Genomic DNA, 12,356 nt, shown 5'->3' with positions numbered 1-12,356 from the left:
CGTCTCGGACGCCTCTCCACAGCGCGCGAGGCACTCGGGTCTCGGCGTGCCTCGTGGCCTCCTCGCCGGTCGGCGGCCACGGACGTGGGCGCTCGCGGGCGAGACCGTCAGGGTGCCAGTTCTCACTGCGCTGACCCCGTCGAAGCCCGGCGGGTCGGCTGTGGGGAAACGACTGCTGCACCCGGCAGCCACGGACCGGGTTCCGTCATCAACGCGCTGCGCACCGAGGCCTTCGTACATCGGGAGACAGCGCGGAAGTTGGGGAGTGGCGTCCTGAATTCCCATACAACCTTCCTGTCCCACTAGTGGTCATCTCTTCGCTCAACCGTACAGATGACCTCGCGAACCATTCCGGGTGTACAGAGCGGAACGTGTTCCATTGACTGGGGGCCGGGACACGGCCTCCCGCAGGAGAAACCCTCATGCAGAAGAAGTTCCGTACGGCCCTGGCCACGGCTGCCGCAGTCGCATTGACGGGCAGCCTGATGTCGATCTCCGCGAGCCCCGCGTTGGCGGCCGGCTCCGGTCTGCACGCCGACTTCAACGGCGACGGCTACATCGACCTCGCCATCGCCGCGGCCGCCGCCACCGTCGCAGGGAAGAAGGGAGCCGGGCAGATCGTCGTCCACTACGGCTCCGCCAAGGGCATCAGCACCACCCATCGCGCCCTCATCAGCCAGGACTCGGCCGGAGTCCCGGGAGTTGCCGAAGCCGACGACTACTTCGGCGCCACCAGCGGCTTCGGGGACTTCAATAGAGACGGTTTCGCCGACCTTGCCGTGGGCGCCTATGGCGAGGACGTCGGCAGTGACAAGGACCGCGGGACCGCCGTCATCCTCTGGGGCTCTGCCAAGGGGCTCGACGGGGGTACGACCATCAAGGACCCCGCGCCCACCAAGCACGACAACTTCGCCAAGTCCATTGAGACGGCTGACTTCGACGGCGACGGTCAGATCGACATCGCCATCGGTTCCACCGGCTCCACGATCGACCGCTATCGGGGCGGCTTCACCAAGGCGGGACGCACTGGCGGCTACGACAGCATCGGCCTGCCGATCTACACCGGCACCTACAACGGCGTCCGCTACCTGACCTCAGGTGATGTGAACGGCGACGGCGTCGCCGACCTGGTCGTCAACGCCTACAGCACCGCCACCGACTTCAACGCCAACTACTGGGTGCGCGGTACCCGCAGCGGCAACATGAGCGGGAGCAACGCCACTGTGTTGCCCGCGGGCACCATCACCACCGTCGGCAAGCTCAACAGCGACAAGTACAGCGACATCGTCATCGGCTTGGAGTGGGACCGCAACAAGGGCACGGACGCCGCCGGGCAGCCCGCAGCCGTGGGCGGCAAGGTCCTCGTGGTCAACGGCAGCGCGAACGGCCCGGTCCGCGGTTTCTCCAGCTCCTTCACCCAGGACACCCCCGGTGTCCCCGGTACGTCCGAGAAGGGAGACCACTTCGGCGGCGAGCTGGGCCTCGGCGACATCAACGGCGACGGCCATCTCGACCTTGCGATCGGCGCATACGGCGAGACCGTCGGTTCCAACTCGTTCGCCGGTGCCGTCACCGTGCTGTACGGCACGGCAAACGGTCTTTCCACCGTCGGGGCGCAGTCCTTTACCCAGGACAGCACCGGAGTGCCCGGCACGGCTGAGAAGAATGATGACTTCGGCAGCGATGTCAGCCTCTCCGACCTGGACCGTGATGGGAAAGGCGATCTGACCATCGGTGCTCACGGTGAGGACAACTACGACGGTTCTGTTGTCGTGCTCCGCTCCAATGGGAAGAAGATCACCACCACCGGCGCTCGCTCGCTCTCCCCGGCCTCGGTTGGCATCTCCACCGTCGGCTACCCGAGCTACGGCCTGAACTTCACCGACTGATGGGCGATCCCGCTCCGGGCGAAAGTTCGGAGCGGATACACCGACTGCCCGGCGACCCACCTCCACCAACGTCGGCCCTCCGTACGCGGGGAGTAGCACCGCGTCCTTCCGGGCGCCCGTGAGCTGTGCACCTGCCGAAGCGGTCCTCCCCAGCGCTGACCGTGGGTGCAACCCGTTGACCTCCCGCGACCATGCCCCCGCAGGGGGGAGCCGCAGGGGTGGAGCCTTCCGTCGGGTGGGACGGTGTGGCCAACCGCCGCGGTGTACCGGCGGGTGCTTGTCGGCCCGCGGGGGATCGCTATTGAGCGGTACGCTCGGATACCCGATCGCTGGGCGGGGTCCTCGGCGGACGGCGATCTGTGGCGGGCCCGCTCTGGGGACGTCGGGACCAGGGTGGCCAAAGTGAGAGAGGACCATGTGCGTGGCGGATCTGTATGCCTCGTACGCGGCGCTGGCCGCGGCACGGGTCGAAGGCGTCGACTACTCCCGTACGGCTGTTTCGCCGGCCGGTGCGAGTTGGGCGAGCATCGCGATCCACGGCGGCAGCATCGAAGCGGGCTCCGGGGAAGTGGCCCGAGGGGTCGCGGGCGGCAGTCTGCGCTTCTACGAGTTCGCGGGGCTTCTGGACTCCGGCAACGGTGAACTGCACCTCACCAGCTCACGTTTCGACGAGCCCCTGGCCCTCGACGTCGTCGGCGGCGCCATGGGCACGCTGTCCTTCCACGGGTACACCGGTGCGGCCGGCTGGGCGGAAACCGCGATCGGCGGACTCGACCGCGCCATGGTCGAACGGGTGGCGGCGGCCCTGCGGCTTCGTGGGTTCGCCGTGGTCGACGCACGCGGCAGGATCGCGGGCGACCACCCCGCCAACATCTGCAATCGGAACGTGCGCTCGGCCGGCGTGCAGTTGGAGATGTCCCGAGCCCTGCGGGCGGGATTCTTCCCGCGCGGGGACCTGTCGCAACAGATGAGGGACTCGGGTCGGCGCACCGACACCTTCCGGGCCTATGTCGCGGCTGTGCGGTCGGCCTTGGTCGACCGGGAGCCCGCGGTTCCCGGGTCCCTCCGGCTATCGCGCTGACGCAAGCGGAGTCCGTACCGTTTCCGAGTGGCGGCGCGGGACCCGTTGCTCCCTTGCTGAAGGGAATGGGGAATTCCGGACGCATCGCGGAGTGAAAGGAATGCCGTACCGGGTTTCGGCACGGGACCGGGCGAGGAACCCTCGTCTGCATTCCTATCCCTGGGCCCATGGGCATTCCGCTTTCGGGATCGGTGACCCAGAGATGAGCCCACCGCATTCGGAGCTCGTGCGCGGTTGGACGGATTGGACGGAAGGCAAGGGCGCTCAGGGGGTCCTTTCCGATGAGGGGGCGACACGGCGGGGCATCGTTTGCGCACGGGATATCCGACAGTCCACCGCGACCGCCCTCGGCACCTCGCCGATCGCGGGCAGCGACAGGACGACCTTGAGGCCGGGAGAGACGGGGACGGTCTCCCCGTACGAGAACGCCAGGCTCTCTCCGTTCCCGTCGACGAAGTCGATGTACACCGAGTGCTTCGCCACCTCGTCCGTCGGGTTCCGCACTTCGACCTCGGCGATCGGCAGACCCGTCGCCGCGTCCCGGGCGCAGGCGATGAGGCGCGCCACGGCCTGCGTCTCCTCCGCCTCCCGCTTCTCCTGCCGCAGTTGTGCGCCGGAGAAGAACACCAGTACGGCTCCGATCGCCAGCGCCATGGTGACCACCGCGCCCGAGGACACCCGTCTCTGGGTCGGGGGCTGGGGCGGGGGCGGGGGAGTCGGGCCGCTCGGGTGGCTTCGATCCTGAAAGCGCGGTGTGTAGTGGTGCGACACGGTGGAACCTCGCAAAAGCGCTCGATGCGGGCCGGTGGGGATCGCGGTCCGGGTGGTTGGTGATGGTGTCTGTCCCCCGCCAGGGCAGCCCTCGTGGCCGTAGGCGATGTCGGTCCTGATGCACGGTCAGGCCAGTGCACCGGACCAGGAGATCCCTTGAGGATTGGCGTGAAAAAGTGCTTATCACATAGACGGTAGATATCAAGTGCCTGATGAGGGACTTGTGCGTGTGTGACGTAGGAGTTGGGCCTCTCAGTATTGGCGGGATCATTTCGGTGGAAGGATCACCGAAGCCGGCTTCATGATCCGTCTGCACTAAGGAGGCCGCTGATGGCCCAACCCATGTCCGCCGCCAGGTTCTTGCAAGCCCTGCGCGATGAGGGACTGAAGGTCGTTGAGGTGGGGAACTGGCGTACCCACAGCCGCAATGCGAAGGGTCCGTGGGGGCCGGTGCACGGTGTGATGATCCATCACACCGTCACCAAGGGCACCGCGAACTCGGTCGCTCTGTGCCGGGACGGGCACAGCACCCTGCCCGGTCCGCTGTGTCACGGGGTCATCGACAAGGAGGGAGTGGTGCATCTGGTCGGCTACGGCCGAACCAACCACGCGGGCCTCGGAGATGATGATGTGTTGCGGGCCGTGATCGCGGAGAAGCCGTTGCCCGCCGACAACGAGGCGACCACGGACGGCAATCGGCACTTCTACGGCTTCGAGTGCATCAACCTCGGTGATGGCAAGGACCCGTGGACCGCCGCCCAGTTGGAGGCGATAGAGCAGGCGTCCGCCGCGATCTGTCGGGTGCACGGTTGGTCGGCGCGCTCGGTGATCGGGCATCTGGAGTGGCAGCCGGGGAAGATCGACCCGCGCGGCTTCACGATGTTGTCGATGCGCCAGCGGGTCGAGGCCAGATTGAAGGCCGGCAAGCCCACCGTGCCGCCCAAGAAGCCGCCGGTCACCAAGCCCCCGGTGAAGAAGCCGCCGGTCAAGCCGGTGTACGAGCCGTTCCCCGGGGCGGCCTGGTTCGTTATGGGCCGCAAGTCGCCGATCGTCGCCGCCATGCGCAAGCGTCTGATCGCGGTGGGCTGCAACCGCTACCAGTCCTCCGCGAACCCCGATGTACTCGGATCCGGTGACAAGGCGTCGTACGAGGCGTGGCAGCGCAAGTGCGGCTACACCGGGGATGCGGCCAAGTGGCCGCCGGGCAAGACCACCTGGGACCTCCTCAAGGTCCCCAACAGCTGATCCGGCACGGGTGATGTGCAAGGCGTGCCACCCGTCGTCCAGGCGGACCGGCCCCGCTCGGGGCCGTCGTCGGTGCGTCGGGTGGCACGCCGCATTCGGGTCGGACGAGGGGCTTTCGGTGTGACGGGAGCGTACCCGAGTGAATTCCGTTGGCTTCGCAGAATCATGATTCCGCTGTGACGGAAATGATGTGAGTGCGCAGATGGAATGAATGGAAAGGGTGTATTGAGCAAGCCTTTTCGGACCGTCGCCATTCCAGCAACAAGGGCTATTTTCACGGTAGATGCGCTGCTACTCTCGCCCCTATGCCTGCGCTTGATCCAAAATTCAAGGACATCATTGCCACTGGTGTTATCGCGGCCAGCGGCGTTGCAATTCCGGGACTCTTCGTACCCGCCCTCGACATGGCGGGCGTAGGGGCCACCTGGACCGTCATGATAGGTGCCATAGCCGATAAGGCCGGGCTCGAACTGACGCCGGCGGCCACGGCGAAACTCGTCGCCGCCGGGGTCACCGCCGTGTCCGGCTATGTGCTCGGCTCCAAGATCCTCACCTGGGCCGCCACCCCGCTCATCCTCGCCTTTCCGGTGGCGGGTGTTCCCGCGGCCATCGCCGTGAACGCCACCCTCAACGGCCTCTTCACCCTCCGACTGGGACTTGCCTGCGCGAGCAGGTTCTCCCGACCCGACTTCGACACCTCGGACGTCATCGATCTCGCCCTGGGTATCGGGGGGTTCCTCATCAAGGTGCCGACCAGCGCGGAACTCAGCCTCGTCAGGGAGATCCTGGCCTGAAGGCGCCCGGGTCATGACCCCATGACACGAAACGAACTCAGAGTCCCCGGGCGCGCAGCCGCGTCACCACCTGGGCCTTCGGTGCGTACGCCCGGGGCAGCATGAGACCCGAGACCAGGGCTTCCAACACCCGTTCCTCCGCCTGGTGGTAGTCGGCCGCGTCCGCGAGGAGCGTCGGGGCCGAGTCGGGGGACAGGGCGATCGCACCACCGTCGTCCAGGAGGACCGGGTCGCCCTCCGCCACCCGTACTCCGCCGATCTCCACCGCGCCGCCGACCTCGGCCACATGGACGCCGGTTCCCGGCCCGGACGTCGCTTCCGCGGAGGCCCAGATGCGCAGCGCGAGCCGTTCCAGCGCGGGGACGTCCCGTACGTTTCCCTCGACCAGGGCGCCGACCGCGCCCCGGGCGAGGGCAGCCGTCGTCAGGATCTCGCCCCACACCGCCCCCGGTACGCAGTCGGCGCCCGCGATCACCAGGACCTGACCGGCCAGGTTCTCGCCGAGCAGCGCACGGAGCGGGCCCAGGCCGTGGCTGCCCGGGCCGGACGCCATGCGGATCGTGCGGGCGGCTCCCAGCACGGCCTGGCCGGGACCCCGTTGGAAGGGGCGCAGCGGTGGCGTCAACCAGCCTCTCCTGCCGTGGAGTTGGAGGACGTCGGCGAGTGCCGCCGACGCCGGCAGCCGTTCCGGTACGGCGAAGGGGAAGAGCTGGGTGGGGGAGGTGGTCATGTCGCACTCCGCTCGGAGAGTTTGAACTTGCGGATCTTCCCGACCGAGGTGCGCGGCAGTTCGGCGACCTGCTCGAAGCGGACGGGCCGTTTGGACTTCGCCAGCCGGGCCGTGCACCAGGCAGGGAGGTCGTCGAGCGCCTCGGGCGTGGTTCCGGGCGCCCGGACGACATAGGCGACGGGTACCTCGTCGCGTACCGGATCGGCCTCGCCGACCACGGCCGCCTCCAGCACCGCCGGGTGCTCCGCGAGGACCGATTCGATCTCAACGAGCGATACGTTCTCGCCGGCGACCTTGAGCACATCGCCGCGGCGGCCGGCGAAGAAGAACCTGCCCCGCCCGTCGACGGTGGCCCGGTCGCCGGTGGCGAACCAGCCGTCCGCGAAGGGGTAGGAGGCCGCGGTGGCCTGGGGTGCGTCGAGATAGCCGGCGAACAGGCTGCTGCCCGGTCGGCCGCCGACGAAGACCTCGCCCTCCTCGCCCGGTGCGAGGGCCGCTCCGGTCTTCGGGTCGCGCACCTGGACCCGGCAGCCGAGCGTCACCAGCCCCATCGATGCCGGTTCCGGTGCCACGGCCCGATTGGTGAGCACTGCCGGCACGGTCTCCGTCATGCCGTACAACTGCCGCGGGCGGCAGCCGATCAGCTCGGCGAACCGCTCGTACTGTTCGTCGGTGATGTTCTGGGCGTACCAGCAGTGGACGATCCGCAGGTCCGGGACGGGGGTGGCGCCGCGGGCCAGGACCATGCGGATCGGGGCGGCGAACAGGCTCAGATGGGTGACCCGGTGGCGGGCGGCCTGGGAGAGGAGCCGGCTCGCGGAGAAGGCGGGCATCAGGACGACACTCGCGCCGGCGGTGATGGCGGGCGCGAAGGAGTAGTACTGGGCGTTGGCGTGGAAGAGGGGGAGGACCACGAACTGCCGGTCCGTGGCGCGCAGTGCTGCGGCTGCCGCCATCACATCGCCCGCGAAGGCGTAGTTGGCCTGGGTGATCATCACGCACTTGGGCTCGGCGGTGGTGCCGGAGGTGAACATCAGCCCGGCAAGGTCATGGGGTTCTACGTCCGCTGTGTCTATCGGGGTCGTCCCGTACAGGCCCGACAGCGCGGCGGCGGTCAGGTCGACCTCCACCGCTTCGGCGCCAGTCTGCGCGGCTGCGGCGCGGTACTCGACCGCCTGGGCGGGGCCGTGGAAGCCGAGGGCGGCACCGGTGCGGCGCAGGTGGGCGGCGAACTCCTGGGCCCGGGCGGAGGGGTCCGAGCAGACCATCGCCGCGCCCAGCCGGGTGAGCGCCAACCAGAGGGCCACGTACGCGGGGCAGTTGGGCAGGGCGATCCCGACCCGGGAGCCGCGGGTGACGCCGCGCTCGCGCAGACCGCCCGCGACCAGGCCGACCAGTGCGTCGAAGGCGCGGTAGGTCCAGGTGGTCACCTCGCCGTCGGGGGCCTCCCAGATGAGGAACGGCCGTTCGGGCACGGCGGCGACGGTGTCGGCCCACCGGGCCGCGAAGGTGGGCGGGGGATTCACCATGTCCTGCCTCCGGTGGTGAGGTGGTGAGGTGGCGAGGTGCTGTGCGGTGGAGCCGTTGGAGCAGCCCGGGGCCGGGTGGGAGGACCGTCGAGCAGCGGTCCTCCCACCCGGGCGGTTCGGCTCGGTCGGGGACGACCTGCCGTGGCCGATCAGACCGGGACGGACTCGGCCTCCACGGCGACCGGCTCGCCGTAACCGCCGCCGCCCGGCAGCTCCAGCCGTACGACGTCGCCCGGCTGGAGCGTGATGCGGGCCTGGGTGCGGACGGGTTCGCCGTTCACCAGGAAGCGGCCGGTCGCGCCCGCGCCGCCGCCGAAGACGCCCAGCGGACCGCGGGCGAGGCGGCTGGTCACCGCGTTCAGGACCCACGGCGAGGGGGAGTCGACGGTGAACTCGATGGTCTGTCCCATGCCGCCTTCCTGTGCGCCCTTGCCGCCCGAGCCCCGGCGCAACTCCTTGCGCAGGAAGCGGATCGGCGCGGACGCCTCCACGACCTCCAGCGGAACGGCGGACACACCCGTGGGGTACGAGGTGGTGGACAGGCCCGGCTTGGTCGCCCGGGCGCCGACCCCGCCCGCATAGGTGAACATGGCCGTGATGAACGGCTTGCCCTCCGCGTCGTGCCCACTGACCTGCATCGTCCACACCGCCGCGGAACCCTCGGCCATCACGGCGTCCGGCAGCGCCTGTGACATCGCCTGGAGCAGCGGCATCGGCAGGAACATGCCCACCACATGGCGGGCCGTGCACGGCGACGGCGGCACCGCATTGACGATGCTGCCCTCCGGGGCCTCCACCAGGATCGGCCCCAGCGAGCCGGCGTTGTTGGGGATCTCCGGGTTGAGCAGGCTGCGCAGGGTGAACGTGGTGTACGCGTGGGTGTAGTTCTTGACGACATTGATGCCGAACGGGCTCGGGCCCGACGAGCCGGCGTAGTCGACGAGGATCTCGCCCTTCTCGGAGTCGATGGTCACCGCCACATTGATGGTGATCTCCGAGCCGTCCGCCAGGTCCAGGATCGAGGACGCGCGGTAGGTTCCGCCGGGCAGTTCGCGGATCGCCCGGCGGGTGGCGTCCTCCGAGCGGCGGATCACCTCGTCGGCGAGCTCCTCGATGTCGTCCAGGTCGTACGAGTCGAGCAGGGACTGCAACCGTCCGGCCCCGACCTCGCCGGATGCCATCTGGGCGTGCAGGTCACCGGCCATATGGGTGGGCTGGCGAACATTGGCGAGGATGAAGTCCCACACCGGCTCGTTGCGCCCGGCGGCCGTCGTCAGCTTGCTGATCGGAATCCACAGGCCCTCTTCGAACACATCGCGGGCGCCCGCGCCGATGCCGTATCCGCCGACATCGGTGTGGTGGATCGTCGAGCCGAAGAACGCGATCACCCGGCCGCCGCGCCACACCGGCACCAGCACGGTGACGTCGAGCAGCTGCCCGGCCGTCTGGTACGGGTCGTTGGTGATCAGTACGTCACCGGGCTCCAGCGAGTCCACCGGGTGGCGGTCGAGGATGTTCTTGCAGGCGATGGCGAGCGAGTTGATGTGTCCCGGCGTACCGGTGACGGCCTGGGCGACCATCCGCCCGCGCCGGTCGAACAGCGCGTTGGCGAGGTCGCCCGCCTCGCGCACGATGGGGCTGAAAGCGGACCGCTGGAGCGCCTTGGCCTGCTCGTTCACGGTGGCGATGAGCGAGCCCCAGAGGACTTCCAGCTCGATCGCATCGAAGGTACGGGTCACTTGGAGTCCTCCTTGGCGGTGGCGGTGGCGGTGACTGCCGTGGCGACGATCGAACCGTCGGGTGCGACCTCGCAGCTCCAGCCGCCGGGGATGACAGAGGTGGTCTCGCGCTCCTCGACCAGGGCGGGACCGTCGAAGCGGTCGCCGGCGCCGAGTTCGGCACGGCGGTAGACGGGCACGGACACGGCGTCCTCACCGCGGCGGAAGCGCGCGTCGCGGTGGCGGTTGGGCACCGGGGTCCCGCTGCCCGTGGCGACGGCCGGCACCTCGAAGCCGGGCGCGTCCGACCAGGCGGCGACCCGCCAGGTCACGACCTCGACCCCGACGTCGGGAATCCGCAGGCCGTAGATCTTCTCGTACTCGCTGTGGAACAGCTCCAGCGTCTCGTCCAGCGTCGCAGGCCAGGAGGAACCCTCGCCGACCCAGAGGGTGATCTCATTGCCCTGGCCCTCGTACCGGGCGTCCAGACCGTAGCGGTACTTCACGTCCTCCGCCGCTGCGCCGGCCGCCGCCAGGATGCGTCGGCCTTCCTGGCGCATGTCCTCAAGGAGCAGATCGCGGTCGGCCGCGACCTCGCCGTCCAGGGAGCGCACCATGCTCCGGGCCAGGTCGATGCGGACCGGGCTGACCAGGGTGCCGAACGCGGAGAGCACGCTCGCGTTCACCGGGAAGATCACCCGGGGTGCTTCCAGGAGCGTCGCCACTCCGCAGGCGTGCACGGGACCCGCGCCGCCGAACGCGATCAGCGCCACTCCGCGCAGGTCGATCCCGCGCTCCACGGCGTGCATCCGGGCGGACGCCGCCATGTTCTGGTTGATCACTTCATAGACACCGACCGCGGTGTCGTCGGCGCTGGCGCCCAACTTCTCGCCGAGCGGGGCGAAGGCTCCGCGCGCCCGCTCCAGGTCGAGCGGCATCTCGCCGCCGAGGAAGTACGCCGGGTCCAGCAGACCCATCACCAGGTCGGCGTCGGTGGTCGCCGGGATGGTGCCGCCACGGGCGTAGCTGACCGGGCCGGGGTCGGCGCCCGCGGAGTCGGGGCCGGCCTTCAGCAGTCCGAGGTCGTCGACGCGGGCCAGGCTGCCGCCGCCCGCACCGATCTCGACCAGGTCCACCGAGGGGATCGAACAGGGGTAGCCGGAGCCCTTCTTGAACCGGTAGACGCGGGCGACCTCGAACTCGTTGGTCAACTCGGGCTGGTAGTGCTCGATCAGGCAGGACTTGGCGGTCGTGCCGCCCATGTCGAAGCAGAACAGCCGCTCCTCGCCGAGTCGCTGGGCGTACCAGACTCCGGCCAGTGCGCCGGCCGCCGGGCCGGACTCGACGAGTCGGATCGGCACCTTGCGGGCGTCGTCGGCGGAGACCACACCGCCGTTGGAGAGCATCATCAGCACCGAGGCGCCGAAGCCGGTCGCGGTCAGCCACTCCTGGAGTTCCTGGAGGTAGGGGCCGATGACGGGCATGGTGGCCGCGTTGCAGACCGTGGTGATCATCCGGGGGTACTCACGGATCTGCGGGGTCACCTCGTGCGAGGCGCAGACCGGAACGCCGAGTCGCTTGGCGAGTCCTTCGGTGACGAGCCGCTCGTTCTCCGCGTTGGCGTATGAGTTGAGGAGACAGACCGCGACCGCTTCCACGTCGTGCTGACGCAGTTCCTCCGCGAGCGCGTCCAGACCGGCCTCGGTGGGGCGGGTGCGGACCGAGCCGTCGGCCGTGGTCCGCTCGTTGATCTCGAAGACCAGGTCACGGGGGATCGGCGGGGCGGGGAACTCGATCTGGAGGTCGTACATGTCGTAGCGGTGCTCGCTGCGGATCTCCAGCGTGTCCCCGAAGCCGTCGGTGGTGACCAGCGCTGCACGGCCGGTCTTGCCCTCGATCAGGGCATTGGTGATGAGGGTGGTGGCGTGGACGATGGGTCGGATGATGTCCCCGGGGGAGATGCCGGCCTTGTCCAGCGCGGAGAGCACACCGGTGCGTACGCCGCCGAGGGGCGCGGACGGGGTGGTGAGCGTCTTTTCGACGACGACACGGCCGGTTTCTGCATCCAGCAGGACGACATCGGTGAAGGTGCCGCCGATGTCCACGGCAAGGCGCCAATCAGTCACGTCTGGCCTCTTCTCTGGTTGGGGTGATGACGGGTGTACGGGCGCCGATTGCGCGGTGCACGCTCTGAGGTGCGGGGCTGGGCTGAGGTGCGGGGCTGTGCTGTGGTGCTGTGCGGTCAGGGGGGTGGGTGATCGGATGGGCGGCCATGGGTCAGGCCGCTTCGGTTCGGGCCGGGAGCGCCGTCACGTCCGGGTGGTCGTCCACCGGCCCGGCCTCGGGCTCGTCCTCGCGGCCCGCGGTCACCGCGGTCGCCGCATCCAGGTGCCAGAGCCATTCGGTGGGCAGGCTGTCGGCGGGGTAGATGGCCTCGACCGGACACACCGGCTCGCAGGCGCCGCAGTCGACGCACTCGTCCGGGTGGATGTAGAGCATCCGGTCGCCCTCGTAGATGCAGTCCACGGGGCATTCGGCGATGCAGGTGCGGTCTTTGACGTCGACACAGTTCGTACCGATCACATAGGTCATGGGCACC

Annotated in this window: 10 protein-coding genes; 4 read left to right on the top strand and 6 right to left on the bottom strand. The window is 69.2% G+C overall.

From position 1 onward, the window contains the following. The first annotated feature begins 422 nt into the window (after window positions 1–422). Both ABZ348_RS06745 and ABZ348_RS06740 read left to right on the top strand, forming a co-directional pair. On the top strand, window positions 423–1,889 hold the full coding sequence (locus ABZ348_RS06745) for an FG-GAP-like repeat-containing protein (RefSeq protein WP_358930076.1): 1,467 nt from the start codon (window positions 423–425) through the stop codon (window positions 1,887–1,889). A gap of 421 nt (window positions 1,890–2,310) precedes the next feature. Then, on the top strand, window positions 2,311–2,970 hold the full coding sequence (locus ABZ348_RS06740; protein ID WP_358930074.1) for a poly-gamma-glutamate hydrolase family protein: 660 nt from the start codon (window positions 2,311–2,313) through the stop codon (window positions 2,968–2,970). A 264-nt stretch (window positions 2,971–3,234) separates the two neighbouring features. On the opposite strand, the gene ABZ348_RS06735 is transcribed toward ABZ348_RS06740, so the two are convergent. Continuing rightward, window positions 3,235–3,624, bottom strand: a complete 390-nt coding sequence (locus ABZ348_RS06735) for a hypothetical protein (RefSeq protein ID WP_358930072.1) — start codon at window positions 3,622–3,624, stop codon at window positions 3,235–3,237. A 447-nt stretch (window positions 3,625–4,071) separates the two neighbouring features. Between ABZ348_RS06735 and ABZ348_RS06730 the strand changes: the two genes are divergently transcribed. Both ABZ348_RS06730 and ABZ348_RS06725 read left to right on the top strand, forming a co-directional pair. Continuing rightward, entirely contained in the window at window positions 4,072–4,986 is a 915-nt protein-coding gene (locus ABZ348_RS06730) for a peptidoglycan-binding protein (RefSeq protein ID WP_358930070.1), read from the top strand. Window positions 4,987–5,291: 305 nt separating this feature from the next. Continuing rightward, complete coding sequence (locus tag ABZ348_RS06725; protein ID WP_358930068.1) at window positions 5,292–5,780, top strand: hypothetical protein; 489 nt, start codon at window positions 5,292–5,294, stop codon at window positions 5,778–5,780. Window positions 5,781–5,817: 37 nt separating this feature from the next. Here the strand turns inward: ABZ348_RS06725 and ABZ348_RS06720 are convergent, their stop codons facing one another. The 5 genes from ABZ348_RS06720 to fdxA all read right to left on the bottom strand — a co-directional run bounded on the left by ABZ348_RS06720 (window position 5,818) and on the right by fdxA (window position 12,349). Further along, window positions 5,818–6,510 (bottom strand): RraA family protein, encoded by a 693-nt coding sequence (locus ABZ348_RS06720; protein ID WP_358930066.1) that lies wholly within the window; start codon window positions 6,508–6,510, stop codon window positions 5,818–5,820. Beyond that, the gene (locus ABZ348_RS06715; RefSeq protein ID WP_358930064.1) at window positions 6,507–8,039 is read right to left on the bottom strand and encodes an AMP-binding protein; all 1,533 of its coding nucleotides are present in this window, start codon (window positions 8,037–8,039) and stop codon (window positions 6,507–6,509) included. The genes ABZ348_RS06720 and ABZ348_RS06715 overlap by 4 nt, the downstream gene beginning before the upstream one ends. 149 nt (window positions 8,040–8,188) lie before the next feature. After that, window positions 8,189–9,778, bottom strand: coding sequence for a hydantoinase B/oxoprolinase family protein (locus ABZ348_RS06710; RefSeq protein ID WP_358930062.1), 1,590 nt, complete (start codon window positions 9,776–9,778; stop codon window positions 8,189–8,191). Then, a complete protein-coding gene (locus ABZ348_RS06705) occupies window positions 9,775–11,883 on the bottom strand; it encodes a hydantoinase/oxoprolinase family protein (protein ID WP_358930061.1) in 2,109 nt (702 codons plus the stop codon). The genes ABZ348_RS06710 and ABZ348_RS06705 overlap by 4 nt, the downstream gene beginning before the upstream one ends. A 151-nt stretch (window positions 11,884–12,034) precedes the next feature. Then, window positions 12,035–12,349: a ferredoxin gene (gene fdxA, locus ABZ348_RS06700; RefSeq protein ID WP_358930059.1), complete on the bottom strand. Its 315-nt coding sequence runs from the start codon at window positions 12,347–12,349 to the stop codon at window positions 12,035–12,037. Window positions 12,350–12,356: the final 7 nt, after the last annotated feature.

This window comes from Streptomyces sp. NPDC005963 (assembly GCF_040638655.1).
In the GTDB taxonomy this organism is placed as follows: Bacteria; Actinomycetota; Actinomycetes; order Streptomycetales; family Streptomycetaceae; genus Streptomyces.
This window is presented reverse-complemented; position numbering and strand designations above follow the sequence as displayed.

What these genes read in the sequence shown, in the direction of transcription:
- ABZ348_RS06735 (WP_358930072.1), bottom strand. Translation starts at nt 3,624, where the DNA reads ATGGCGCTGGCGATCGGAGCCGTACTGGTGTTCTTCTCCGGCGCACAA.
- ABZ348_RS06730 (WP_358930070.1), top strand. Translation starts at nt 4,072, where the DNA reads ATGGCCCAACCCATGTCCGCCGCCAGGTTCTTGCAAGCCCTGCGCGAT.
- ABZ348_RS06720 (WP_358930066.1), bottom strand. Translation starts at nt 6,510, where the DNA reads ATGACCACCTCCCCCACCCAGCTCTTCCCCTTCGCCGTACCGGAACGG.
- ABZ348_RS06745 (WP_358930076.1), top strand. Translation starts at nt 423, where the DNA reads ATGCAGAAGAAGTTCCGTACGGCCCTGGCCACGGCTGCCGCAGTCGCA.
- ABZ348_RS06715 (WP_358930064.1), bottom strand. Translation starts at nt 8,039, where the DNA reads ATGGTGAATCCCCCGCCCACCTTCGCGGCCCGGTGGGCCGACACCGTC.
- fdxA (WP_358930059.1), bottom strand. Translation starts at nt 12,349, where the DNA reads ATGACCTATGTGATCGGTACGAACTGTGTCGACGTCAAAGACCGCACC.
- ABZ348_RS06725 (WP_358930068.1), top strand. Translation starts at nt 5,292, where the DNA reads ATGCCTGCGCTTGATCCAAAATTCAAGGACATCATTGCCACTGGTGTT.